A 26,209-nucleotide genomic window follows, 5' to 3' on the forward strand; every position below is an offset into this window, starting at 1 on the left:
TCGCAATGTCAAAAAGGGTGAGAAGGAAACGGCGCTATGAAACATGAGTTATTTCGACAACAAGCCTTGGACTTTAAAAAAGACAAGCCCTTAGGGGAGGTTATTCACGTGGAATCCTTGTCGTTTGCCTTTCTCACCGCTTTAGCCTTCAGCAGCGCTTTGCTGCTGGTCGCCTTTGCCTTTTGGGGCGAATACACCCGCAAATCGCATGTGAATGGTTATTTGTCGCCGAGCATGGGCTTAATTAAAGTGTACGCACCGCAGGCCGGCACCTTGATCGAGAAACATGTCCGCGAAGGGCAAGCCGTGAAAGCCGGCGATACGTTGTTCGTGTTATCCACCGAAAGTAGTTCACGGGAAACCCCGCAAGCTCAGGCCGCGGCGATAGAGCAATTGAAGCAGCGACGGGAAAGTCTGGAAACAGAACTCATCAAACAAGAGCAAATCGACCAGATTCAATACCGCTCCGTGTTGGATAGACTGCATGGCATGCAACGTGAGTTGCAACAAGTCAATAGTGAGATAACCACCCAGCAACAGCGCCTGGCTGGTGCCGCGGCAACTTCGCAACGCTATCAGCAGTTGCTAAGCACAAAATTCGTTTCGGCCGTGCAAGCGCAGCAAAAACAAGATGAATGGTTGGATCACCAAGCCAAGCTGCAAGCCCTGCAACGGGTACAGATGACCTTACAACGAGACATCCGCTCCACGCAGTTGGAAGCGGACAGTAGCCAAATGAAATTTAAAAACCAGCGCGCGGCCATCGAACGCAATATTTCGAGTTTGGCGCAAAACATCACCGAATCCGAATCACGCCGCAACATCGTGATTACCGCGCCGCACGACGGCACCGTCACCACCATCCTGGCGGAGCAGGGACAAAACGCCACGACCGCCAATCCCTTGCTGTCCATCCTGCCGCAAGGCGCCAAATTGCAAGCGCAATTATTGGTGCCGTCCAGCGCGGTGGGCTTTGTCGAGCAGGGTCAGACTGTTTCGGTGCGTTATCAAGCCTTTCCCTATCAACGCTTCGGTAGTCATCAAGGCCGTATCGTCGAAATTGCCAAAACCTTGATTACCCCCAAGGAAGCCGATTTGCCGGTGACGTTGCAAGAGCCGGTTTACCGAGTCACTGTCGAGATCGACAAACAAGCGGTGCAAGCCTATCGCCAGGATATTCCGCTGCAATCCGGCATGCTGCTGGATGCGGATATTTGGCTGGATCATCGCCGCCTGATCGAATGGGTGTTCGATCCTCTTTACAGCATTCTAGGACGGGTTTAATCATGACTATGCAACATATCCTCGACTTTTCCGGCCGGCAAAAAACGCCGCTGATCCTGCAAACCGAAGCGGCCGAGTGCGGTTTGGCTTGTCTGGCGATGGTGGCTAATTTTCATGGGCACCGGGTGGATTTGGCCAGTTTAAGACAGAAGTTTTCGCTGTCATTGAAAGGCTCGACCTTGAATCATCTGATCCAGATTGCCAACCAATTGCATCTGGGTTCGCGGCCGGTGCGGGTGGATTTGAACGAACTGAGCAGACTTAGCCTGCCGGCTATTTTGCATTGGGACTTCAATCATTTTGTGGTGTTGACCCAGGTCAAACGCGGCGTGGCGACGATACTCGATCCGGCCAAAGGCAGCGTCCACTTACCCTATACCGAGGTCTCCAAGCATTTCACGGGTATTGCTTTGGAGTTGCAGCCCACCCAAGCTTTTACCGCCAAAACCGAACGTCAACAAATCAAGCTATCCCGCCTCATCGGCCGATTGAACGGTGCCTCCAGCGCTACCTTGCAAATCATTTTATTGGCGGCAGCCATCGAAGTGTTTGCAATCGTAGCGCCTTTTTTTATGCAACTGGTGGTGGATAACGCGGTGGTGGCCCGGGATACCAATTTATTGACGGTATTGGGATTGGGATTTCTATTGCTGGCCTTGATTCAGATAGCCATTACCGCGCTCCGTTCGTGGGTGGTGCTGGTACTCAGTACGTCGGTGAATTTGCAGATGATGAGCAATCTGTTCGGACACTTATTGCAGCTGCCGATGAATTTCTTCGAGAAGCGGCATCTGGGCGACATCGTCTCGCGCTTCGAATCCTTAAACGTGATTCAACGCACCCTGACCACCAGCTTTCTGGAAGCGATTATTGACGGCGTGATGGCGTTGGTGACACTGGGTATGATGCTGGTGTACAGCTGGAAGCTTGCGGCTATCGTCAGCTTGGCCGCGCTGCTTTACGGAGTATTGCGCTTGTTGTCGTTCGCCCCATTACGCGCGGCCAGCGAAGAGCAAATCCTGCGCGCCGCAAAGCAGCAAACCAATCTGCTGGAAACGGTGCGTGGCATGCAAAGCGTGAAGTTATTTAATCGCCAGTTGCAACGCCGGCAAGGGTATCAAAATTTGATGGTCGATCATTTCAACGCCGGCATCCGCGTGCAAAAGCTCAATATCATTTACCGGGCGTTGAACAGCTTGTTGTTTGGGGTGGAAAATATTGCGGTGATCTGGCTGGGTGCCTTGTTTATTCTGGATGGCGGCTTTTCGGTGGGTATGCTGTTTGCGTTTATGTCGTTTAAAGACCAGTTCACCCATAGGGTAGGTAGCTTCATCGAAAAAGGCATCGAATTTAAGATGCTGGGTTTACACACGGAGCGGGTTGCCGATATTGCGTTGGCGGAAGCCGAAGATGACCATGTTAGCGGTGCCCGTCACGAGCAACTGGCGGCATCGATCCAAATCCGCAATCTGGATTTCAGTTATGCGCCGTCCGAGCCGCCGGTGCTGAAAAATTTGAATCTGGATTTTGCCGAAGGCGAGTCGGTGGCCATCATCGGCCCGTCCGGTTACGGCAAAACCACGCTGGCCAAACTGATCTTGGGTTTGTTACAGCCCAGCGCAGGCGAAATCCTGATCGGCGGCGTGCGCTTAAACCGCATCGACAGCCACGATTACCGCAATATGGTGGCGGCGGTGATGCAGGAAGATCAATTGTTCGCCGGCTCGATTGCCGACAACATCTGTTTTTTCGATCCGGAACCGGATCAAGCCTGGATCGAAACCTGCGCGCAACTGGCGGCGGTGCATCAGGATGTGATGACCATGCCCATGGGCTACAACACACTGATCGGTGACATGGGCACGGTGTTGTCCGGCGGGCAAAAACAACGGGTGCTGCTGGCCCGCGCTTTATACAAACGCCCGAAAATTTTGGTGCTGGACGAAGCTACCAGCCACTTGGACGTGGCCCGCGAAAAACTGGTGAACGGCGCGGTGCAGCAACTAAAACTGACCCGTATCATCATCGCCCATCGCCCGGAAACCATCGCGTCGGTGGATAGGGTGATTGACTTACAAGCCATAGCGGCAGAGGCGCTTGCCGGCCCGTGTTATGCGTCGCAGGCGGCTTAGATGTTGCTGCGCAGTAAATGCGCTATGTTGCCGGATTCGTTATAAAATCGTCGAAAATTTTTAAACATTTTACGACTGGATTTTATGAATAACGCCATTGAAACACACGCATCCAACGATATTTTTTCCGAAGCCTTTTTGCTGGGTAATTTAGGCGCACCGTTTATTTTGGGAATGGCGATTGGCTATTTCGCCAAAAAAATGCTGCGCACGGCCTTGTTTGTCGGTGGGGCGATTGTGTCGATATTGTTCGTTGCCGAATATTACGATCTTATCAACATCAACAATATGGCGTTGGAAAATGCGGCTAGCTCAGCCGCAGAGGCTGCCAAGGAATCCGGCAGTTTCTTGCTGGATCGGCTGGCGGTGTTTACCAGCCGGGGTGTTAGCGGTGCAGGCGGTTTTTTTGTGGGATTTAAACTCGGGTAAACCGGTTTTTGCTTACCCGGCTAAGGGTTGATCATGTGGCTCAGTCAGCAGCGTGTTTTGCCTAGCTACATAGTGCCCACTTTTTTGCGTGGGCACTATGTGTCGTGAATATCACTTCAGACTATTTGCGATTAACAGGGCAGATTTATAAGATTCCAGCCGTTAATTTCGGCCAGGAAAAATACCTTGTGTGGCTACACAGTAAGTGATACCCAAAGCAGGTGAACGGTTATCAAAAGGCAGGCTTTGTCCCGCAGGCTGAACGGAAGTGGTTGGCCTACCCGTAAATTTTATGATGTTTGCCTTTAGGGAAGCGTTGGGGGCATCGCTTGAATAGATATTATCTCTCGATGTCGAGGCCGCCAATACATTGCCGGAGGGCGTACTCTTATTGCCGGCTGTACTTACTGCGTCAATCGTAGCGGAAACGTTATCTAAAAAAGTTTGCGCACCATGGGAGTGTAAAGGCATTTGGCTTGGTTGTAGGGTTACAAAGTCTATGCCGATTTCTTGGCCAATCGATATTGGCGATAGCCCCGGACCTTGTCCGACCCCGATTGGCGAACGGCCGCGCAGATCCGGTAGCATAAATGTTGTTTGTCCATCACCGCCATACTGCGTACCCAATAATGAAAACAAGGCTGTGTTTTGCGCAATGCTCAGCGTCTGTCCGGCGGCCTCCAGATAACCGCGCGGGCAAAAGTTAAAGCTAAATGTGCAAATCTCGCCGAGAAAGGGGTCGGAACCGCAAGCCGAGGCTGATACTGGTAAGCCGGTGATAGCGATCATGGCGAGTTTCAAGAGTGGTTTATTGAATGCTTTTGACATGTTGAGTACCTTTAAATTGAGTTGAAATTAATTGAAAGCGTAGTGACGGCGTTTGCTGGTAAGGACTGAGATCAAGCCGATAGCCAGCAACCACAGGGTTTCCGGCTCCGGTACCGTGTTGTTGGTTTGCTTGGTGACCGAATCGACTGTAATCAGGCTGGACGCATTTATCGAAAATCTGCCGGAGTCCGCGCCGCCGAATATGAATAGATCGGGGTTGCTATCGCCAAAGCTGATTAAGTCGCCAGGGTTTAATAGAAACGACAGCAGCAGAGTGCCGACGTCGGATACCAGGCCGCCTTTACCGGTAGCGATATTGGTATTCGGATTACTGGGTATGAATTTTTCGTTACCGCGAACGGGATCCGAAATAATTTTAGAAAACGCCAGTTCCTTGCCATCGGCTTTGTAAAAGCCAATTATGGACTGTGCGAATTCGCCGTCATTGTTTAGTGGCGGTGTGTCGGTGGCTTCGACTTGATGGCTGTATTGGAATTGCAAGTTCACCACAAAACTATCCACGGCAGACTTGTTCTCAATCGAAAAGGTATAGTCGCCGAACAGCGGGCTGATGCTTGAGGGCTCGGCGCCGCCAGTGCCGCTAGCGTTTAAATTGATACCAAAACCATCGCCGATCTGGCTTAAGGTGCCTGACAAGGGGTCAGGACCTGTGACCGTGGACCCCACCAGCGTGGTGGTGGAAGTAGAGCCGGCGATAATGCTGGTCAGCGAGCCTGTCTGGATGGCGTTTATCGGCTCAGCTGGGGAACCGAGGCTATCAAACTCGGCCGAACCGCGAATTACAATATTGCTGTCAAAAGCTGCGGCCGACACCCATCCGGAATGGGCGCCGAGCAGCAATGTGATAGCCAATGCGACATTGCGAACCCGGCAACCGTGGTTTGTAGGTAGCTTCTTAAAATCGCTACCGAAACTCTTTTTAAATTGAATTGATTCCATATTGATACCTCTTTATTTGATTAGATTTGGCGGTAATATATTTATATTAATGACTTGTTGCGTGCAAAATGCAGGCGTCTAGTAAGTATTTAAATGCAGTCGATTAAAACAATTTCTCATGCTGCTAAATTGCCATATAAATTGAATTAACTTACTTCTGTTTTATTCAAAAAATTGTATTACGGGAATTAATAGCCAATTCTTATGCCAGTTATTAATTTTGTGCGGGAAAATAATTTATCTTTATGTTTTTAAAGATATTTTATGGCTGTGCTTGGCAGGAGGAGTCAGCATGCATAATTGCTGTGGAAGCGTTTTGGCACGATATGTCGCATGAAGTACGAAATATCGTTTTTATTTCGAGGTGGGGTTTGATTTATTGCTTAGCTCGATAGAGCGGGTAATTGAAAGTAGGCTTTTTAGCTTGGAAATACCCATTACTCAATAAGCAGAGGAAGGCTTTGTCAAACTGATGTAAAACTGCAAAAGCACCGATTAGCCAGGCGAACAGCTTCGACAAACAGGTAAACAAAGCTCTACATGGGAAGCACCCAAATGCGCGGATACCACCATTGACGGCGTGACTGGCGAACCGGCAATCGCCGGACGAGGAGTAATGAAAGTGCGGGATTTTCTAAGTTGGGGATAGCGGAGGCTGCGGTTCGCCGATTTCATGGATCAGCACGGTCTGGCCGACTGCCAAGCTGCCGGGTTTATCGTGCAAGGCGTTTTGCCCAAAATAGACTTTGTTTTGCCATTTGCGCAGACGATTCAGCGTCGTCAAGGGTTCTTTGCCGGTTTCGGCGGTCAGCGGGTCTATAGTGGGCACCGAGCAGCGCGAGCAGGGTTTGGGTAATCTAAAACTAATATCGTTGATGCTAAGCCGTCGCCAAGTGTCTTCGGCGTAGCTGTCGCAATCGGTGACGACTAGATTGGGCCGAAAGCGAATCATGTCAATTGTCAACGGCATGGCTTGGTTGAGGGCGTTTAAGGAATTTTCCGACACAATCAAAAACGGAAATCCGTCGGAAAACGACGTTTGATCGCTTTCTAAAGCATAGTTAGGATCGACCTGGCGAATATCGTCATCGCTTTGGTAAACCAGCCGGCACTCGGTTTGTAAAAAATCGCTCAGCCAGGCATCGGCAACAGCGCCACAGGTTTTGGCGACACAAACGTCGTGCCAGACTACCACTTCAATGTCGTCGCCGTCTTCCGATTGCAAAGGCAGTGTTAGGTCCGCTTGATTGGGAGCCGACAAAATTAACTGTTGATCTGCAATGCGGGTTTGAATCAAGGCCATTTTGGGTAAGCGGCGCTGGCTCAGGAACTGTCTATCGCCGTCTATCAGCATCCATTTTCGGTCGTACAGCAAGCCTTTGTGGTCGACCGGCCAGTGTTCTACGCGAATGCCGGCCAGCGATTTGACTGGGTATATATAAATTTCACTGAGTATTGGCATATTGTTTTGCGCTTAGCTGAATAGCAGATCGGTTTGGGTGTGCAGTAAATGCTCTGCCAAATGTTTTTCAATGTTGTCGAACTTGATGCCGTAACGGCCGTTTTCCCGGTCGCAATGGACAACAAGCGCGGGTATATCGAAACGCTTGCCGTCGGCGAACAATAAATACAGGAATATCCGCTGATTCTTGCCGAGTTTTTTTTCGCTGAATATCGCCGCGCCGCGGCTACTCACATCCCGCAACACGACCGGAAACAGGCGTGGAAACCAGATACTTTTGACTTTGACGGCGGCACGGATGTCGTTGCGTCGATAACGAACCGCACTGCGTTTGTTAGACCATGAGCTATCAATCGTGACCTCTTGATCGAGAAAATCTAAAGAGAAATCTGGCTCAGACATGGCAAGCGCGGCAAATGTAAAGGTGGCTAAGTATTGATGTTAAACCGTTAAAATTCAATAGAGCGTGACGATTATCGAATTGCCTCAAATTAAAAGTAACCCAAGGGGTCATTAAAAACGGGTCGTTGCTTCACATTGTGTGTAACCGAAATCAAGCGGGTTACCACCATGGGAAAACACGAACGACGAGCCTATTTACAGGCTATCCAAAAACGTTATCGACAAAGTGATAGGGCCACGAAACAAACGATCCTGAACGAGTTTTGCGAAGTCTGCGGCTACGCCCGTAAGTACGCGATTCGTTTGCTGAATCGAAAAGCCAAGCCAACCGCTTCGCCTAGCAAACGGCCCGGCCCCAAGCGGAAATATCAAGCCGAGGTGTTGCTGGAGCCATTGAAGCGCATCTGGTTTGCTAGCGATCAACTGTGCGGCAAGCGCCTGAAAGCCGCGATACCGATCTGGCTGCCTCATTACGAAGATCAATACGGCCCCTTGGCGGATGGCGTGCGCGCCGACTTGCTCAAGGTGTCGGCGGCGACCTTGGATCGCTTGCTCAAACCCTTGCGCGTCCAGCACCCCAAAGGCTTGTCCGGCACCAAACCCGGGTCTCTGTTGAAAACCCAGATTCCCATCCGCACTCATCACTGGGACGAGACCCAGCCCGGTTTTGTCGAAGCCGATACTGTCGCTCACTGTGGCAATTCGCTGGCCGGCGATTTCGTCTGGAGCCTGACGATGACGGACATTGTCACCGGCTGGACCGAATGCCGGGCCACCTGGAATAAAGGCTCGCAAGGTATCCTGGAACAGATTCAGGCCATCGAGAACCTGTTGCCATTCCCTTTGAAAGGCTTCGATTGCGACAATGGTTCTGAATTTCTCAATCATCACCTGGTTCGCTATTTCACCGACCACCCGCAAAAGCCGGCGTTTACCCGCTCCAGGCCTTACAAGAAAAACGACAATGCCCACGTCGAGCAGAAAAACTGGACTCACGCCAGGCAATTATTCGGCTACGACCGGCTGGATAATGCCGCGCTGGTGCCGTTGATGAACGCGGTCTACAGCACGCTTTGGTGCCCTTTGCAGAATCATTTCTGTCCCAGTCTGAAACTGCGGAAAAAACACCGAGACGGCGCCAAAGTCGTGAAAAAATACCATGCCCCGCAAACCCCTTACCAACGGGTGATCAATCATCCTGACATTCCGGAAACCACCAAACAGACTCTCCAGGAACATCATGCCAAACTCAATCCATTTGCTCTTAAGGCCGCCATTGAGCAACAATTGAAACTCATTTTTTCACAAGTCCAGGTTACCTCTAATGTGAGGCAACGACTCTGATACTTCGGTTACCTTTTTCTATGAGGCAATACGATTATTGACCAAGCCCAGCCAAAGCGAATCCGTTAAAATAAGGCTTTTATATCGTTCCGAACCGGATTATGAAAAAAATAGCGATTGTTTCATTTTGTTATTGTTGGCTCGCCGCGTTGCCTATCAGCAGCGCTATTGCCGCGCCTGCCAAGAAAGCTGCACCCGCCAAACCGCAGATCAGCAAACCCGCCGAGCCTGCCAAGCAGATAATCAAAATCGGCTATTTTAGTCAGGAAAGAGCCGCCCCGGCTGCCTTGTCCAATCTTGATCCGTTTATCCAGAACAAAGGCCAGATCGGTGCCGAATTGGCGATTGCCGACAACAATACCACCGGGCAATTTACCGGCCAGCACTACGAGTTAAAGCAGGTTGTGGTGCCGGTGGGCGGCGATTTGCAGCAGGCCTTCAATCAATTAGGCGACGATGTTGGTTTGGTGGTGTTGAACGTGCAGCCAGACCAATTAAACAAGCTCGCCGATTTGCCGGCGGCGAAAAACAAATTGCTGTTCGATGCTTCTACCAGCGACGACGAGTTGCGCAACACGGATTGCCGCCATCAGGTTTTGCACATATTGCCCAGCCGAGCCATGCGTGCCGATGCACTGGCGCAATATATGTTAAAGAAGCGCTGGCAAAACTGGTTTTTGGTGATAGGTCCCACGCCGGAAGACAAGTTATACGCAGCGGCTATTAAACGCGCGGCCAAGAAGTTTGGTATCAAACTGGTCGCGGAAAAAGCCTGGACCAACGATTACGACGCCCGCCGTAGCGCGCAATCCGACGTGCCGGTGTTCACGCAAGTAGACGATTACGATGTGTTGGTGGTGGCCGACGAGCAAGGCTTGTTTGGCGAATATCTGGATTATCGGACCTGGAAACCGCGTCCCGTGATCGGCACGCAGGGTTTGGTTGCCACCGCCTGGCACAGAACCCACGAACAATGGGGCGCGGTGCAATTGCAAAATCGCTTCAAGGACACCGCCGGCCGCTGGATGGAAGAACAAGATTACGCGGCTTATCTGGCGGTGCGGGCGATAGGCGAGGCCAGCGTCCGCAGTAAGTCCAATCAAACTCAGGCGATTAAGGATTATGTCTTCTCCGAAGCGTTTGCGTTGCAGGGTTACAAAGGCGTGCCCCTGTCGTTCCGCCCTTGGGACGGTCAATTGCGGCAACCGGTATTATTGGCCGCACCGCGATCTTTAGTTAGCGTGGCGCCGGTCGAAGGATTTTTGCATCCGAAGACCGAGCTGGATACCTTGGGTCACGACCAGCCGGAAACGGCTTGTAAATAAGCCGGTGTTGAACCAAATTGCAGAGGGTAGGGCATGAGCGATAAACGGCGCATGGAGATTAGCCAGTCGGCGATCACGGGTGTTCTGGGCGTGGAAGAAGCGCGGCCGCAAAAAAAGGGGCCGGCGCATAAACCGTTCAAAATACAAAGCCGCTATCAACCGGCTGGCGACCAGCCCACCGCCATCGCGGCGCTAGTGGAAGGCATCAACGACGGTGAATTGCATCAAACCTTGCTGGGCGTGACTGGCTCGGGCAAGACTTTTACCGTTGCCAATGTGATACAGCAAACCCAGCGGCCGGCGATGATCATGGCGCCCAACAAAACCTTGGCGGCCCAGCTGTACGGCGAAATGAAGGAGTTTTTTCCGGAAAACAGCGTCGAGTATTTTGTCTCTTATTACGACTACTACCAACCCGAGGCCTATATTCCGGCCTCCGATACCTTCATCGATAAGGACGCCTCACTTAACGAGCATATTGAGCAAATGCGCTTGTCGGCCACCAAAGCCTTGCTGGAACGGCGCGATACCATCGTGGTGGCCACCGTTTCGGCGATTTACGGCTTGGGCGAGCCGGAGTCCTACTTCCAGATGGTCTTGCATCTGGTGCGCGGCGATATGATCAAGCAACGCGACATCCTGCGCCGTCTGGCGGAAATGCAATATACCCGCAACGACACCGAACTGCGCCGCGCTACATATCGGGTGCGCGGCGAGGTGATCGACGTGTTTCCAGCCGAGTCGGAAGAACAAGCCCTGCGTATCGAGTTGTTTGACGACGAGATCGAAAGGTTGTCGATGTTCGACCCGCTGACCGGCGAAGTCACACAGCGTCTGGCTCGCTTTACGCTTTATCCAAAAAGCCATTACGTGACGCCGCGCGATCAGTTGCTGACCGCTGTGGAAAAAATCAAAATCGAACTGGCCGAACGTTTGGAGCAATTGCGCGACAACCATAAACTGGTGGAAGCGCAACGACTGGAGCAGCGCACGCTGTTCGACATTGAAATGATTATGGAGGTGGGCTACTGCTCCGGCATCGAGAACTATTCCCGGCATCTGTCCAATCGCGCAGACGGCGAATCGCCGCCGACGATGTTCGATTATTTGCCCAAGGATGCCTTGGTGATCATCGACGAAAGCCATGTCACCGTGCCGCAGATTGGCGCCATGTATAAAGGCGACCGCTCGCGCAAGGAAACCTTGGTGGAATATGGCTTTAGATTACCTTCAGCCCTGGATAACCGGCCATTGCGCTTCGAAGAGTTCGAACAAATCTGCGGCCAGCGTATCTATGTTTCCGCCACGCCCAGTACTTACGAGAAAGAACATTCCGGCGCGGTGGTGGAGCAGGTAGTGCGCCCGACCGGCCTAGTCGATCCCATCGTCGAAGTGCGGCCGGCGACCAGTCAGGTGGACGATTTGTTGTCAGAAATCACTAAACGCACCTCCATCCAGGAGCGGGTGTTGGTCACCACCTTAACCAAACGCATGTCGGAAGATTTGACCGATTATCTGATGGAACACGGCGTCAAAGTGCGATATCTGCATTCGGACATCGAAACAGTGGAGCGGGTGGAAATCATCCGCGACTTGCGGCTGGGTGTGTTCGATGTGCTTGTCGGCATCAACTTGCTACGGGAAGGTTTAGATATACCGGAAGTGTCGCTGGTAGCAATTCTGGATGCGGATAAGGAAGGTTTTCTGCGTTCGCTGACTTCGTTAATCCAAACCATAGGCCGTGCCGCCCGCAATGCAAATGGCAAGGTAATCCTTTACGGGGACAAGATTACTCGTTCGATGCAACTGGCTATCGACGAAACCGAACGGCGCCGCGATAAGCAGGAAGCGTTTAATAAACAGCACAATATCCAGCCTAAAACCATATTCAAATCGGTTACCGATATTTTGGAGTTATCGATACCCGGTTCCGGCGGTTCCATTTCCAACGCCAGAGCGAAAGTCGCCGAGCCGGCCGGCAATTACAAGGCTATGACGCCCAAGCAAGCCGCCAAGGCCTTGAAGCAACTGGAAGAAAAAATGTATCAGCACGCCAAAAATCTGGAATTTGAAGATGCGGCGCGGATCAGGGATCAGATTAAATTGCTGCAAGCCGAGATGGTGGTTTAAGAGGCTTAGGTTTGTAATTAACGTTTTGGCTAACTATATTTAGTGAATTTTGTCGAGGTTCCCAGCTTGCAAAGCTTGGTCGGCAAAAGCTAAACGACGATAGCAAATTCATGAAACAGACGCCGAGAAACAGATGATACCCGCCAAAAACATACTGAACGAAAATGTTCGCGTGCTGAAAAGCGAGGTATCTAAAACCACTTATCAAGGTGTGGCTATCGCCATTGCCAGCATTCTCAGTGCGCTGTTGGCCTTGAGTTATTACTACGTCGGCGAAATTTCCTTAAACGGCATTATTAAAGCGCAAACCGAAAATTACGGTCTGTGGATGCTTGAAGCACTGCCGTTCATTTTCGGATTTTGGGGTCAATATTCCAGCTCGGTCATCGCTTATCAAGCCGGGGCGATGATTTTGGACCAGACCCAGGAACTGCGCTCTCGCGCCGAATCATTAGAAAAACAAGTCAGTTATTCCACCACCCACGACTCGGTAACGGACCTACCTAACCGGGTATTGTTCTACGACCGGGTGGAACAAGCGATGTTAGCCGCCGGCAATCAAAATAAAATGCTGTCTATCTTGTTGGTGGAAGTTGCCAATTTTAAGGAAGTTTACGACACGCTGGGCCGTAACAGCAGCGACTTGATTTTGAAACAGATAGCCACGCGCCTGCAAAGCGTGGTGTTGGGCACCGATAGCGTTGCCCGTATCGACGGCAATATTTTCAGCGTGTTGTTGTCGGCGGTGGATAACGAAACTGCCGGCCTGACATTGGCGAAAAATATCCAGGCTGCTCTGGATCCGGCCTTTAAAGTCGAGCGTCTGAGTCTGGTAATCCACAGCAATATTGGTATCGTCAATTTTCCCGAGCATGGCGACGATGTCGATACCTTGGTGCAAAAAGCCGGCGTGGCATTATTCGTAGCCGGCCAATCGCACGAAGGTTACACCACTTACGCGCCGTCTTACGACGATCACAGCCCGCGCCGTTTAACGCTGATGAGCGAGCTGCGCCAGGCTATCGAAAAAGAGCAATTACATGTTTATTACCAACCCAAGGTGTCGGTGCAAACCGGGCAAGTTTACGGTGCCGAGGCCTTAGTACGTTGGCAACACCCTAAGCATGGTTTTATCGCGCCGGATGAATTTATACCCATGGCCGAAAGAACCCGGGTGATCAAGCATTTGACTGCCTGGATGCTGAAACAATCGTTCAAACACTGCGCGGAATGGCGCAAGCGCGGCTGGGAACTGATTATCTCCGTCAATCTGTCCGCCAAGGATTTACACGATCCTGAGCTGCCGGATGTGATGGCCGGTGTGGCGGCGGCAGCCAATATCAAACCCGGCTGGATGATGCTGGAGATTACCGAGAGCTCCATCATGACCGATCCGGAGCGGGCCATGGAAGTGATTCAGCGCCTGAATGAAATGGGCTACAAATTGTCTATCGACGACTTTGGTACGGGTTATTCGTCACTGGCTTACTTAAAACGCATGCCGTTAACGGAATTAAAAATCGATAAATCCTTTGTTGTCGATTTGTTGCACAGCGAAAACGATGCAGTCATCGTTAAAGCCACCATCAACTTGGCGCACAACTTAGGATTGCAGGTGACTGCCGAAGGTGTGGAAACTCAGGAAATCATCGAAAAACTCAGCACTTACCGGTGCGACTTGGCGCAGGGTTACTTGTTCAGCAAGCCGATGCCGTTTGAGGCTTTTGGTGCGTGGGTGGAAGCCCATCGTTAAAGCAAAATTATGCAGATTCAGGAGCAGCAGTAATGTCCACAGCCTGGGCGGGTGGTACCGATGCCATTCTGGAAAGAATGGACAAGATGACCGAGCTTTTCGTCGCCGAGACACGTAAAGCTATCTATACGGGCGAATCGGCCAGCCATTGCCAGGAATGCGGGGAGCCGATTCCGGAAGCTCGGCGTCAGGCGATTGCCTGCCAGTATTGTTTGCCTTGTCAAACCGAGCTGGAAAAAAGCTGACGCAGCACTGTTTTATTGGGCTCGTTTAAACGGCAGGTAATTCGCCGCGTCTTGCTTGTAATGCGCAATCGCCTGTTTTTCCCGGGCTACAAATTGCGCCACGGCCTTGGCAAAACCGGCATCCTTTAACCAATGCGTGGAGTAGGTAGTGACCGGCTCGAAGCCGCGGGAGATTTTGTGCTCGCCTTGCGCGCCGGAATCAAAACGCGCCAAGGCGTGTTCTATACAGTAGTCCAAGCCCTGGTAATAGCAGGCTTCGAAATGCAGGGCGTTGTATTCTGCATCGCATCCCCAATATCGGCCGTACAAGGTATCCGCGCCGATAAAACTCAAGGCTGCGCCGACGTATCTATCGTCTTTCATTGCCAGAACCAGCAACAACTGTTCTGGCATGGTTCGCGCAATTTGTTTGAAAAACGCTAGATTGAGATAAGGTTCGGAACTGCGTTTTAAGTAGGTCAGTGCGTAAAAGCGGAAAAACACCTGCCATTGGATCTCGGTAACCTCCGTCCCCGGAACACGCAATAGCTCAATACCTTGTTCCGCTAACCGGCGTCGTTCACGCTTAATCATCTTGCGTTTGTCGGCGCTTAGGGTTTGTAAAAAGTCCGTAAAAGTCGCGTAGCCACGATTAAACCACTGAAACTGCACGCCCTCGCGGACGCTTAAACCTAAAGATCTCAGCAGCTCAAGCTGGGAAGGTTTGGGAAATAAACAATGCCACGAGGAAATACCCTGTCGTTCGGCAAGTTGTTGGATAAAACTGAATAACAAAGCGCAGATTGCCGTTTGGTCCGCATCCGCTGCGAATAGCAGTCGCTGTCCCTGGCAAGGGGTAAACGGGATCGCGCTGATTAATTTCGGGTAATAAGCCAAGCCATGCTGTTGATAAGCTTGAGCCCATTGCTGATCGAACACATACTCGCCCCAGGAATGGGTTTTTAAATACAGCGGCAATGCCGCCAACAATTTTTCATTGTCGAAAACCAATAAATGTGCGGTTTCCCAGCCGGTCTGCGGGCAAACGGCGGCGCTTTGTTCCAGTGCGGCTAAAAATTCGTGGCGTAAAAAAGGATAGTCGGGTCCGCACAGTCGATTCCATGCCGTGGCTTCGATTTGCGCCATGCTGGCGATTTGTTTTACTTCCATTTTTAATCTTAGTAGAGTTAAAGCCCCAACATACCATCAAATCATTGCCCATGACGACAGAGAAGCCGTTTTCTCAAGCCTGCGAGAACAACAAGGAACCGATTTTACAGATTCTCAAAACGGTCTTTGACCAACCGATGACAGTTTGGGAAATCGGCAGCGGTACCGGCCAGCATGCCTGCCATTTTGCCGAGAACCTGCCGCATCTGACCTGGCAGCCTACCGATAGGCCGGAGAATCTGCCGGGGATCCAGTTATGGCGGGACGAGGCGCAGCTGGCGAATCTACTGCCGCCGCTAAGCTTGGATGTGGGGGATTTGCAGTGGCCGTGCGCGCAAATCGACGCGCTGTTTACCGCAAATACCTTGCACATCATGAGCAGCGACGAAGTAGAGCTGCTATTCAAACGGTTAACCAACTATTTGAGTACCGACGCGACGATGTGTATCTACGGCCCGTTTAATTATGCCGGTGCATATACCAGCGAGAGCAATGCCCGTTTCGACCTATGGTTGAAAGAACGGGATACGCGCAGCGGTATCAAGGACTTCGAGGCGATCATGGCCTTGGCCGAACACATCGGTTTGACCTTACAGGCCGACCACGCCATGCCGGCCAATAATCGGCTATTGGTGTTGCGGAAGCGGGCATAAGGATCAAAGTCTGACGTTTGGCGTGACGTAAGTGCCTGCGTGTTATGCTGCTGTGAATAATTAAAAATTTTTCTATTCACGGAGTGGACGATGCAAAGCATACTAACGGTTTTTCTTCTAATCGCGACATTGATGCTGCCCGGTTGCGGTTACAACACCTTTCAAACGCAAGATGAGCAAATCAATGCCGGTTGGGCGGAAGTATTGAATCAATATCAGCGCCGCGCGGATTTGGTACCGAATCTGGTGAACACGGTGAAAGGCTACGCAGGACATGAAAAGGACGTATTGGAAGCCGTGACGGCTTCGCGCGCCAAAGTGGGCAGCATGCAAGTGACGCCGGAATTGGTGAACGACGAACAGGCTTTTGCCAAGTTTCAAGCGGCGCAGGGAGAATTGAGCTCTGCTTTGTCGCGCTTGATGGTGGTATCTGAAAATTATCCGCAACTGAAGGCCGACGCCAATTTCCGCGATCTGCAAGCGCAATTGGAAGGTACAGAGAACCGCATCACCGTGGCACGCAATCGTTATATCGCCGCGATCAAGGAGTACAACATCACCGTGCGCTCCTTCCCCAGCAATCTGACTGCGATGCTGTTTGGCTACAAAACCAAGCCATCGTTCACCGTTGAAAATGAGAAAGCCATTTCGACTGCGCCAGTGGTTGATTTTGGTAAATAAGATGTGGAAGACAGCTGATTTTTCAGGGTTTTGGGTCGCCCTATTCCTGGCGGTTTGTCTGTTTGAGGCGGCCGTAAATGCCGAGCAAGTAGTGCCCAATCTTGAACAGCGTGTCACCGATATGACCGCTACCTTATCCACACAGCAAAGAATCGAGCTGGAACAACGCTTACAGGCTTTTGAGCAACAAAAAGGCAGCCAGATTGCGGTATTGATCGTTGCCACTACCCAGCCGGAAGACATTGCGCAATATGCTATTCGCGTGGTCGAACAATGGCGTCTGGGCCGCAAGGGTGTCGATGACGGCATATTGATGTTGCTGGCCAAGGACGACCGCGCCACGCGCATCGAAGTGGGTTACGGCTTGGAGGGTGTGGTGCCGGATGTATTGGCCAAGCGGATTATTGACGACATCATGATTCCGTATTTTCGGCAGGGCGACTATGCGGAAGGTATTAATGCCGGCGTGGATAGCCTGATCGGAATATTTGATGGTGTGCCACTGCCTGCCCCTCAAGCATCGTTTCTCGATGGGCGAGTGCAACGTTTACTGCCCCTCTTGGTGTTTCTAGCGGTGGCCGGTGCTTGGATTTTACGGACTCTGTTTGGAAGCTTTCTCGGCGGGATAATCAACGGCAGCGTGGTTGGTATTATCGCTTGGCTATTGAACGCGGGTTGGCTGGTTGTATGCCTTGCGGCATTGTTTGCGTTCATGGTTTCGCTTAGCAATGGCAGACGTGCGTTTCGCGGCCGGCAAAACGACAATTTTTACGACGATGACGATTTTGGCGGCGGGTCGGGAGGCGGATTCTCCGGCGGAGGCGGCGGTTTTGGCGGCGGCGGTGCGTCGGGGAGATGGTAGACCATGCAAGTGATCAGATTTCTAAAGCATGTTTTTAGTGGTCCTTGGCGTGTGCGTCTGGCGTTTTCCAAGCGCAGTTTGCAAGCCATCGAAGCGGCAATCACTGAAAGCGAAACATCGCACTTGGGTGAAATTCGTTTTGTGGTGGAAAGTGCGCTGGAGATAGGCGAGTTATTGCAGGGTGTTACGCCGAGACAACGCGCGCTTGAGGTATTTTCACAATGCCGAATCTGGGATACGGAACACAATACCGGCGTGCTGATTTATTTGCTGTTCGCTGATCGTGATGTAGAGATTGTTGCTGATCGCGGTATACACGCCAGAGTTGGCGAAGCGGTTTGGGCCCGGATTTGCGAACAGATGGAAGCGCAGTTGAGGGCAGGCCGATTCGAATTAGGCGTGATCGAGGGGATTGCCCTTATCACGGCGCAATTGCAACAGCATTTTCCGGCGTTAAATAAAGAAAATCCCAACGAAATAACTAATGCGCCTTTAGTTCTTTAAGCCATTTTTTTCAGCGATTGTCTGCTGTTTTTTAAGTGTCTTTCTCTTGAATTTCTTGTGGTCTAACACCATATTGGCATAGAACCATTCAGGTTTTTACATGCAACAAAGAGGAGAATCGACATGAGTAACTTAAGCCCATTTGTTAGTCGCGGTCTGTTTGACGAACTGTTTCGCGATGTTAATCCCGGTTATTACATTAAACCGCTGCACGGTGACGGTTTGCCGGCGCAAATCAAAGTGGATGTGAAGGAAAATCCATCTGAGTTTATTGTCCAAGCCGAAATTCCGGGCGCGGGTAAAGAGAATATCCATGTGGATATCGACGGCAACGTGGTTGCCATTCGTGCGCAAATCAGTCAGCTGGATACCGAAAATAAAGACGATAAATTGCTGCGTAGTGAGCGCTATTTCGGTGAAGTGTCGCGCAGCTTTCAACTATCCGCCGAGATTGACGAGGAAGCCAGCAAAGCCCGTTACGAGAACGGCATATTGACGCTGAATCTAGCGAAGAAGCTGAAAAAAAGCGGACAGCGGATGACTATCGATTAAGTGCCCTGAGGAACTTCTATAGTGGGTGGTTCACGGGTTGACTGAGGTGAGCCCGTGAACCGATCTCCGATCAATAAACGTCTCTGACGTAGCGTTTGTCTTTTTTCAATTGGTTGACATACTCAACCGCCTCGACCAAAGTTTTCTTGCCATGCTCGCGGATCACATCGTGCAGGGCTTGATCGACGTCTTTGGCCATCCGGTAAGCGTCGCCGCAAACGAAGAAGTAGCCGCCTTGTTCCAGCCAGGCGTAGAGTTCGGCACCATGCTCTTTCATGCGATCCTGCACATAAATTTTTTCCGCTTGGTCGCGTGAGAACGCTAAATCCAGCTTGGTCAGCAAGCCGCTGGATTGCATCGCTTCGATTTCCTCACGGTAGATAAAATCGGTCGAAGCGTTGCGGTCACCGAAAAACAGCCAGTTTTTGCCGGAGGCTTTGCGGAATTCGCGCTCTTGCAGGAAGGCGCGGAACGGCGCGATACCGGTGCCGGGTCCAACCATAATCATGGGCAGGCTATCATCGGCCGGCACGCGGAAGTTGTTGTTGGGGGTGAAGAATATCCGTACATCGGTTTCTTCATTCACCAAATCCGCCAGATAGGTGGAGCAAACGCCTTTGTGCTGGCGGCCATGCGCGTCGTAGCGCACGCTGGCGACTGTCAGATGCACGCTGTCCGGATGTTTCTTGCCGCTGGAGGAGATGGAGTAAGCGCGATGTTGCAACGGTTTTAATAAACGCAAAAATTCGGCGGCCGAAAATTCCACGCCGGGGAATTGCAACAGCAGATCGAGTATGTCGCGGCCCCACAGGTAGTCGGACAGTTTTTCCTTGTCACCGGACAGCAATAAGGCATTTAACTCTTGATCGCCGGACCGGCTGGCGATTTCCTCAACCAGTTCTTTGCTGGGTAATTTGATCTCGAAATGCGTGCGTAAGGCATCCGATAGCTTCATTAACTCACCATTGACAGGTTCGTCCTCCGCGCCGGTGCAGCCGATGGCTTTTACGATCTGCGCCACCAAGTCCGGGCAGTTAGTCGGTATCACGCACAGTGCGTCGCCGGCTTCGTAACTGAGACCGGAGCCATCGATAGAAATTTCGTAATGTCGGGTTTCTTTCGACGAATCCAATGCCGTGACAATGCGGTTGACGCGCATTTTGGCTGGGAATGGGTTTTTGCGGTTGTAAACCGATTTGGCAGCTTGGGTTTCGGTATCGACTACCGCAACAGTGCTGGCGCCTTCCGCCATCAACGGAATCACTTCGCTGAGCCATTTTTCCGCTGGGGCTTCGAAGTCCACGTCGCAATCGACACGGTCGAATAAGCGTTTGGCGCCCAGAGCCGCCAGTTTGTTATCCCAGTCTATTCCAGCCTGACAGAACAAGTCGTAACTGGTATCTCCCAGGGCCAATACCGAATAATTGACGTTGTCCAGGCGCGGCGCGGCATCACTATTGGCCGCTTCCCAAAGCATTTCGGCGTTGTCCGGCATAGCGCCTTCACCGTATGTACTGGTAATGATCAGCAAGTATTGCATTTGCGGCAATTGGCCGATTTCGACTTCATCCATGCTTTTGACGACCGGTTGCAAGCCATGTTTTTTGGCTGCATTGGCGGCGTCGTTAGCCAGCGACTCGGAGTTGCCGGTCTGAGTACCATAAAGAATGTGCAAGGTGCGGGCGTTCGCTTGATTGACACTACCGGCGCTTTGCAACATATGGCTATGCATGCCGGCGAAAAAACCGCCAAGCCAGGCGCGTTGAGTATCACTAAAAGGGGCGTTTTGCGGGATAAAAGGTGCTTTCATTTCATTACCATCTGTGGACAGGTGTCAGGTTGTCCAGTCACTGTATTTGGTTCTTGCCAAGTGGCGCGAAGGGTGCGTGAAGCACCCTCCCTCAGCTCAGGCAGACTCGCTTTCCAGCATGTCTTTCACAATCGACAGGCTTTCCAAGCTCGCCAGATTTTTATCGATAGACGGCAGGCCGGCCAAAGCTAAACGGTTGAATCTATCTTGTTCGATGATCCAGGCCGTGGAGCCTATCGAGTAAATGCTTTGCACGTCGCGCAGCATCAGCGTGGTTTTGTAGTCGTTCAGGCGTTTTTCCGCCATCAACGCGGCTAACTGACCATCATCATATTGGCTGTATGCTTCGCGGATATTTTTAATTAGCGCGTCTTGCAGCTTGCGCGGACGTTCCATCACGAGCTTGTAGGCATGTTGATCAACTAAGGCTTCAGTAGCCGGTTGGCCGGCTTTAGTTAACTGATCGCGGGCAATTTGCTGGGCTTTATCGATCACCGCATAGCTGTTGATCAATTTCAAAGTCAGATCGGTGTCGGTTTCGCCGTAACCCGGAATGGCGCCATCGAACAATGGTGTATTGTGTTTGTAAGCCTGTTTGATTTGCTCGATTTGTTTTTGCGCAAATGCCACCGACAACTCTTCGATCATCGCTTTGCGATCTAGCGCTTTGCTTAGGTATTCCGCGGTTTGCGTGCGGTTTAGCCAGAGCGGCAAGGCAAATTTGAAGTGCTGACGTTCGTTGGCCCAATTAGCCAGGATAGCCTTGGCTTTTTCCGAGTCGGTATGTTCAACATGTTGTTCCAGCATGTACAAAATAAATTGCTCATGGCTGCTTGCTAGGTCGTTGTCATCGGTCAAACTGTGTATCGATACCGAGGTATCGTCATACAAATCATTTAAACGATTGTCTGGATCGTATTGGTAGGCGTTGCCGCCCGACATGCCGGTGCAGAAGCCTTTACCAAAGCCGCCCAGATTCAATACTGCGCCGTTAATCATGTATTCGCAGGCAAAATCGCCGACGCCTTCGACAACGGCCATAGCGCCAGAGTTACGCACGGCAAACCGGTCGCCGGCTTCGCCATTGATAAAGGTTTTGCCGCCGGAAGCGCCGAACAGAGCGAAGTTACCGATCAACACGTTCTCGCCAGGTAACTTGGAGCCGCCACCGGGTGATTTAATCACGATGGTGCCGCCGCAAGCTGTTTTTCCGACACCGTCGTTGCAAGTGCCGGTGTGTTCCATGCGCATGCCGTCGTTGTTGAACGCGGCATAACTTTGGCCCGCCGAGCCATGGGTGCGAACGATAATTGTATCGTCGGCTAAATAGCGGCGACCATGTTGGTTGGTATAGATGATGTTCGATTTAGCGACTTGCTCAGGGCTGAGTTCATAAGCCAATAAGCGTTCCAGATCGACTGCGGTTTGACCGCCGACGGTTTTGTTACGGTTGTTCAGTTTGAATTCGTCGCCTTCGACAAGTACTTGCTTTTGACCTTTTTCGAACAAGGCCGATTTAACGCGGGCAAAGATCAAATCGTCGATGGCGAAATCTTTTTCCAGATAAATCGGTTTCTCAATTTTGACAACCGGTACTTCCGCCAGTAGTTTTTGCAAATGGATTTGGCCGACCATGCTCGGATGGTCGATCAGATGCAGCAGCTCGGTTTTACCGCGAATTTCTTGCAAATTGGTGTAGCCTAAGTCTGCCAGGATTTCGCGCACTTCGTGGGCCAGGTTCATAAAGAACTGCGCCAACACGCGCGGGTCGCCTTTGAATTCCTCGTGTGCAGTGGTCAAACCGGCGGGGCAGCGGATGTTGCAGTTTTTCGCCATCACGCAACGCAGCATCATCAGGGCCGTGGTGCCGAACTCGAAGGAATCGCCGCCTAAAATAGCGGATTTGACGACGTCGGCACCGTTCTGGTGGGCCGCGCTGCAACGTATAATCACTTTATCGCGCAAACCGTTGGCAGCGAGTGCTTGGTGCACTTCGGCGATGCCGATTTCCGGCGAACGACCGGTGTTTTTCAAACTGGTCACCGCCGCCGCGCCGGTACCGCCGGTGTTACCGGCTACGTTAATCACATCGGCACCGGCCTTGGCGACACCGACCGCGATAGTGCCGATACCTTCCGAAGATACCAGCTTGACCACCACACGAACGCGGGCGGCTTTGGCATCGTGGATCAATTGGCCCAAGTCTTCGATCGAGTAAGTATCGTGGTGTGGCGGCGGACTCACCAATTCTACTTTGGGTGTGCCGCCACGCAGCGCAGCAATTTCAACCGATACTTTGGGTGCCGGTAATTGGCCGCCTTCGCCCGGTTTCGCACCTTGGCCGATTTTAATTTCGATTTCTTCCAGATTTGGATCAGCCAGATAGCCGGCCCAGACTCCGAAGCGGCCGGACGCGAACTGTTTGATTTTACTGGAGCGTATCGTGCCAAAGCGGCTGGAGTGTTCACCACCTTCGCCGGAGTTACTCATGCCGCCGGCAATGTTAGTGCCTTGCGCCACGGCTTCGTGGGCTTCGGCCAGTAGCGCGCCGTGACTCATCGCGCCGGACGCGAAAGTCGGGGTGATTTGATGGGCAGGTTGCACGTAATCCAGCGCTATCCGCGAGCGGGCAGGGCGCACGTTGCTCAAATAGTGGTAAATCAGGCTGTCGCTGTCGTTCGCCCGCAGACTGATATTGTCGTTTTCCAGGTTTAAACCAAAATCGTTGCCGGCAAAACGCGCTTTCAGATGTTCTGCTAGTTGTTCCAGACGCGCTTTGCTTGAGTTCTCGGTAAACCGAATGCTGAAGACCACGCCGTTGCTTTTCTCGACTTGTAAGCCGCGGATCAGGTAGTTATTGTTACCGTGTAAATCTTGGCTGCCCAGCAGGCGATCAAAATCGGCTTTGCTGTTAGCGGCGCTGACATCGGCTGGGAACTCCATTACGTCGCGCAAAGCAGCAGGACGGTTCGCGCGCTCCTGAGCCAGATTGTGGGTAAAGCTACGATAAGCCGGGGTAATGCCAAAAGCGTCGATTTGCTCGGGTGTGCGTTTTTCGTAGCCGAAATCCAAATAGGCGGTATCACTGGCTTCCGGCGCTTGTTGTGGCGCTATGTACATGATCGCTTCATCGGTCATGTTGATATATTCACGCACCGCCGTATTGCCAAACGTGTGGCCGGCGCCTTCATTCCGCTCTTTGAATAATCCAAGGAATGGAATGTCGCTTTCGCTGGTGACGGACAGCGCCTTATGGTGCCATTCCGTTGCGCTGGCGGCGATGTCGCTGTATCGCACACCGCCCACCGAGGCATTGATGTTGGGGAAATACGGTTTTAGTTTTGGTTCGTCGGTATCCAGGTAGTTGGATTCGAAAAACTCGCCGCCGATATAGCTTTCCGCGGTACACAGGCCGAATTTGCCCATGGTTTTCATCAGTGATTTTTCGACGCCTTTTTGAAAACTGTACAGGGCTTTTTGTTGCGCGGTCACATCGGCATATTCGGTAATTACCCGGTTATGCACGCTGAGCGGGCAGATCGCGGAGGCACCGAAGCCCAGAATGGTGGCGACGTCATGCGGGCTGGCTGCCTGGCCGGTTTCCATGATCAGCGAGCTGTTAAAGCGCAGACCATGTTTGACCAGATGCTGGTTGGCCGCAGCAATGGCGAGCAGCGCCGGGAGAGCTGCCTGGGATTTGCTGATGTTGGCATCGCTTAAAATGATAATGCCGGTATTGTCGCGCGCAGCTTGTTCGACTTGTATGCATACCGCTTGCAAGGCTTGTTCTAAAGCCAGTTCGTTTTGCGCGGCGTTTTCAAAGTTTGGAGTGTATAGCGCCTCAATAGTCGCGGTTTTTACCTGGCTTTGTCTGCGAATCTGCTCCAGTTGGGTGCGTTGCAGAATCGGCGATTCGATCATCAGCTGTTTGCTGCTTTGCGGCGCAAAAGTGGGTTTGGCGCCCAGGGCCACGCGCAAAGTCATGCCGTCGCTTTCCCTTAGGGAGTCCAGCGGCGGATTGGTCACTTGCGCAAAGCGTTGGCTGAAGTAACGCGACATACCGCCTTCAGATGCGCTCAAAGCGTTCGGCGTCAGGCCGTAACCCATCGCGGAGACTTTTTCCAAGCCGGTTTGCAGGATAGGGTCCAGCAAAAACTTAAAGCTTTCCTGGTTCAGCGAATAAGCTGTGTGACGTTGGTCGATATTCAGTTCATGCTCGTTACTGAGTTCCGAAAGCTCTACTTTGGGCAATTCGCTGATATGAACGCAGCTTTGTTTCAGCAGCGCTTTGTAGTCTCTTTCCTTAGCCAAACGTTCCATCACTTGATGGCTGTTGTAAGATTCACCGGTGCTATGGTCGAAATACAGCATGCCGCCTGCTTCGATGCGGCCGCGTTTGAGCACCTTTTCCGGTGGAAAATCGATCTGGCCCGCTTCGGACATCACCGCCAGATACTCTGCGGTTTCGACCGAGCGCAATGGTCTTAAGCCAAGGCGGTCCAGGCGTGCGCCGACGCGAATGCCGTCATTGAAGATTAACGCGGCCGGGCCGTCGTTTTTCTCTTCGTACAGGCTGAAATATTCCAGCATCGCGCGTACATCTTCCGATAAGGTGCTATCGTTCTCCCAAGCCGGTGGCATCATCGCCAAAATAGCGGTGACAATGTCCAGTTGATCTTCGTTGATGCGGCGGGTCAGGGTTTGATCCAGGCGGCCGGAATCGGATTGGCCGCAAGGAAACACCACATGTTTGTTGTTTTGCCGAGCAATGGCGTTTTCGCTGAGGCGGTTTTTCTTGTCGGTGTTCAGCTCGCCGTTGTGTGCCATATACCGAAAAGGCTGCGCCATCATCGTCGCCGGTGCGGTATTAGTGGAAAAACGGGTGTGGAAGAACAGCGTGCTGATTTCGTGGTCGGCGTCGTATAAATCAACAAAGTAAGGGATGACTTCGAATGAGTTCAGGCGGCCTTTGTAAACTTGGGTGCGGGAACTCATGGATAACGGGTAAAAGCCATTCAGTTCCGGGCGAGTAAAGCCATGGGCTTCAATAGTCAGCAGCGCAGACTGAATATGTCTTTCAAAAGCCTCGTGACTGGCGTCTTTGAGGGATTTTGGCCGACCGAAAATGACCTGTTTGATCGGTAATTGCGCGCGCAACGCTGCGGCATTCAACACCGAGCTGTCAACCGGCACTTCCCGCCATTTGATAATCGGCAGATCGAATTCCAGAAATTGTTCTTCGACCAGTTTTTGTGCTTCAGAATCGTAATGGGCGTGATCTTCCGGGAAGAAAAAGTTGGCTACGCCGAATTGCCCCAGTTCCAGGTCCGCATTCCCTGTGGCCTTACGGAAAAACTTCAGAGACAAATCGATATTAACGCCGGCGCCGTCGCCTATGCCTTCCGCGCTCATGCCGCCGCGATGAGGAATAGTACACAAGGCTTCGTGTGACTTGACTAGGAGCTCGTGAGTCTGTTTGCTGTCTTTGCGGGTGATAAATCCAACACCGCAGCTGTCCTGGGAAAGATCAGCGTCGTAAAGCATGTGTATTGCGTTAATTTTCTGGGCGTTTTTAATCATTGCTATCCAGATCCTCTCATACTGAATAAATGCGCTAGCCGGTATTTTCCTTATCGGTAGTGCTGTTTATGGTTTTTCTGCCTGCTGCGTGTTAGAGTCGTCCCATGCGGCGAGAATCCCTGAT

The 26,209-nt window shown here is 51.8% G+C and carries 20 protein-coding genes; 13 read left to right on the top strand and 7 right to left on the bottom strand.

Annotation, left to right across the window (positions count from 1 at the left end; translation table 11 throughout):
• The first annotated feature begins 36 nt into the window (after positions 1 to 36).
• From JWZ98_RS10230 to JWZ98_RS10240, 3 genes are all read left to right on the top strand, one after another.
• The gene (locus JWZ98_RS10230) at positions 37 to 1,284 is read left to right on the top strand and encodes an HlyD family efflux transporter periplasmic adaptor subunit (protein WP_205454197.1); all 1,248 of its coding nucleotides are present in this window, start codon (positions 37 to 39) and stop codon (positions 1,282 to 1,284) included.
• A 2-nt stretch (positions 1,285 to 1,286) separates the two neighbouring features.
• Positions 1,287 to 3,416: a peptidase domain-containing ABC transporter gene (locus tag JWZ98_RS10235; protein ID WP_240348302.1), complete on the top strand. Its 2,130-nt coding sequence runs from the start codon at positions 1,287 to 1,289 to the stop codon at positions 3,414 to 3,416.
• A gap of 84 nt (positions 3,417 to 3,500) precedes the next feature.
• Positions 3,501 to 3,845 carry an FUN14 domain-containing protein gene (locus JWZ98_RS10240; protein ID WP_033158788.1) on the top strand — a complete coding sequence of 115 codons (345 nt, stop codon included), beginning with the start codon at positions 3,501 to 3,503 and terminating at the stop codon, positions 3,843 to 3,845.
• Positions 3,846 to 4,007: 162 nt separating this feature from the next.
• Here the strand turns inward: JWZ98_RS10240 and JWZ98_RS10245 are convergent, their stop codons facing one another.
• The 4 genes from JWZ98_RS10245 to JWZ98_RS10260 form a co-directional block, all read right to left on the bottom strand.
• Positions 4,008 to 4,673, bottom strand: a complete 666-nt coding sequence (locus tag JWZ98_RS10245; protein WP_205454198.1) for a tail fiber protein — start codon at positions 4,671 to 4,673, stop codon at positions 4,008 to 4,010.
• A gap of 27 nt (positions 4,674 to 4,700) precedes the next feature.
• On the bottom strand, positions 4,701 to 5,633 hold the full coding sequence (locus JWZ98_RS10250; protein WP_205454199.1) for a PEP-CTERM sorting domain-containing protein: 933 nt from the start codon (positions 5,631 to 5,633) through the stop codon (positions 4,701 to 4,703).
• A gap of 634 nt (positions 5,634 to 6,267) precedes the next feature.
• A complete protein-coding gene (locus JWZ98_RS10255) occupies positions 6,268 to 7,095 on the bottom strand; it encodes an MOSC N-terminal beta barrel domain-containing protein (RefSeq protein ID WP_205454200.1) in 828 nt (275 codons plus the stop codon).
• A gap of 12 nt (positions 7,096 to 7,107) precedes the next feature.
• The gene (locus tag JWZ98_RS10260) at positions 7,108 to 7,497 is read right to left on the bottom strand and encodes a PilZ domain-containing protein (protein WP_101053327.1); all 390 of its coding nucleotides are present in this window, start codon (positions 7,495 to 7,497) and stop codon (positions 7,108 to 7,110) included.
• Positions 7,498 to 7,665: 168 nt separating this feature from the next.
• Here JWZ98_RS10260 and JWZ98_RS10265 point away from each other — a divergent pair, with 168 nt between their 5' ends.
• The 5 genes from JWZ98_RS10265 to JWZ98_RS10285 all read left to right on the top strand — a co-directional run bounded on the left by JWZ98_RS10265 (position 7,666) and on the right by JWZ98_RS10285 (position 14,294).
• Positions 7,666 to 8,841, top strand: coding sequence for an integrase (locus JWZ98_RS10265; protein WP_205450356.1), 1,176 nt, complete (start codon positions 7,666 to 7,668; stop codon positions 8,839 to 8,841).
• Positions 8,842 to 8,942: 101 nt separating this feature from the next.
• Positions 8,943 to 10,166 carry an ABC transporter substrate-binding protein gene (locus JWZ98_RS10270; RefSeq protein WP_205454201.1) on the top strand — a complete coding sequence of 408 codons (1,224 nt, stop codon included), beginning with the start codon at positions 8,943 to 8,945 and terminating at the stop codon, positions 10,164 to 10,166.
• Positions 10,167 to 10,199: 33 nt separating this feature from the next.
• Positions 10,200 to 12,296, top strand: coding sequence for an excinuclease ABC subunit UvrB (gene uvrB, locus JWZ98_RS10275; protein ID WP_240348304.1), 2,097 nt, complete (start codon positions 10,200 to 10,202; stop codon positions 12,294 to 12,296).
• Positions 12,297 to 12,429: 133 nt separating this feature from the next.
• On the top strand, positions 12,430 to 14,049 hold the full coding sequence (locus tag JWZ98_RS10280; protein WP_101053331.1) for a bifunctional diguanylate cyclase/phosphodiesterase: 1,620 nt from the start codon (positions 12,430 to 12,432) through the stop codon (positions 14,047 to 14,049).
• Between the two features lie 32 nt (positions 14,050 to 14,081).
• Positions 14,082 to 14,294, top strand: coding sequence for a TraR/DksA C4-type zinc finger protein (locus JWZ98_RS10285; protein ID WP_033158783.1), 213 nt, complete (start codon positions 14,082 to 14,084; stop codon positions 14,292 to 14,294).
• A 12-nt stretch (positions 14,295 to 14,306) separates the two neighbouring features.
• Here JWZ98_RS10285 and JWZ98_RS10290 read toward each other — a convergent pair whose 3' ends face one another.
• Positions 14,307 to 15,443 carry a GNAT family N-acetyltransferase gene (locus tag JWZ98_RS10290; RefSeq protein ID WP_205454202.1) on the bottom strand — a complete coding sequence of 379 codons (1,137 nt, stop codon included), beginning with the start codon at positions 15,441 to 15,443 and terminating at the stop codon, positions 14,307 to 14,309.
• A 50-nt stretch (positions 15,444 to 15,493) separates the two neighbouring features.
• Between JWZ98_RS10290 and JWZ98_RS10295 the strand changes: the two genes are divergently transcribed.
• The 5 genes from JWZ98_RS10295 (at position 15,494) to JWZ98_RS10315 (ending at position 18,695) form a co-directional block, all read left to right on the top strand.
• Positions 15,494 to 16,096, top strand: coding sequence for a DUF938 domain-containing protein (locus JWZ98_RS10295; RefSeq protein WP_205454203.1), 603 nt, complete (start codon positions 15,494 to 15,496; stop codon positions 16,094 to 16,096).
• Between the two features lie 90 nt (positions 16,097 to 16,186).
• Entirely contained in the window at positions 16,187 to 16,777 is a 591-nt protein-coding gene (locus JWZ98_RS10300; RefSeq protein ID WP_205454204.1) for a LemA family protein, read from the top strand.
• A 1-nt stretch (position 16,778) separates the two neighbouring features.
• Positions 16,779 to 17,639 carry a YgcG family protein gene (locus JWZ98_RS10305; RefSeq protein WP_205454205.1) on the top strand — a complete coding sequence of 287 codons (861 nt, stop codon included), beginning with the start codon at positions 16,779 to 16,781 and terminating at the stop codon, positions 17,637 to 17,639.
• Positions 17,640 to 17,642: 3 nt separating this feature from the next.
• Complete coding sequence (locus tag JWZ98_RS10310) at positions 17,643 to 18,143, top strand: TPM domain-containing protein (protein WP_205454206.1); 501 nt, start codon at positions 17,643 to 17,645, stop codon at positions 18,141 to 18,143.
• Positions 18,144 to 18,266: 123 nt separating this feature from the next.
• Positions 18,267 to 18,695, top strand: a complete 429-nt coding sequence (locus tag JWZ98_RS10315; protein WP_101052961.1) for an Hsp20 family protein — start codon at positions 18,267 to 18,269, stop codon at positions 18,693 to 18,695.
• Between the two features lie 70 nt (positions 18,696 to 18,765).
• On the opposite strand, the gene JWZ98_RS10320 is transcribed toward JWZ98_RS10315, so the two are convergent.
• Both JWZ98_RS10320 and JWZ98_RS10325 read right to left on the bottom strand, forming a co-directional pair.
• Positions 18,766 to 20,505, bottom strand: coding sequence for a sulfite reductase subunit alpha (locus tag JWZ98_RS10320; RefSeq protein WP_205454207.1), 1,740 nt, complete (start codon positions 20,503 to 20,505; stop codon positions 18,766 to 18,768).
• 96 nt (positions 20,506 to 20,601) lie between these two features.
• Positions 20,602 to 26,085, bottom strand: coding sequence for a glutamate synthase-related protein (locus JWZ98_RS10325; RefSeq protein WP_205454208.1), 5,484 nt, complete (start codon positions 26,083 to 26,085; stop codon positions 20,602 to 20,604).
• Between the last annotated feature and the right edge of the window lie 124 nt (positions 26,086 to 26,209).

Origin of the sequence: Methylomonas sp. EFPC1 (assembly GCF_016925515.1) — a bacterium.
In the GTDB taxonomy this organism is placed as follows: Bacteria; Pseudomonadota; Gammaproteobacteria; order Methylococcales; family Methylomonadaceae; genus Methylomonas; species Methylomonas defluvii.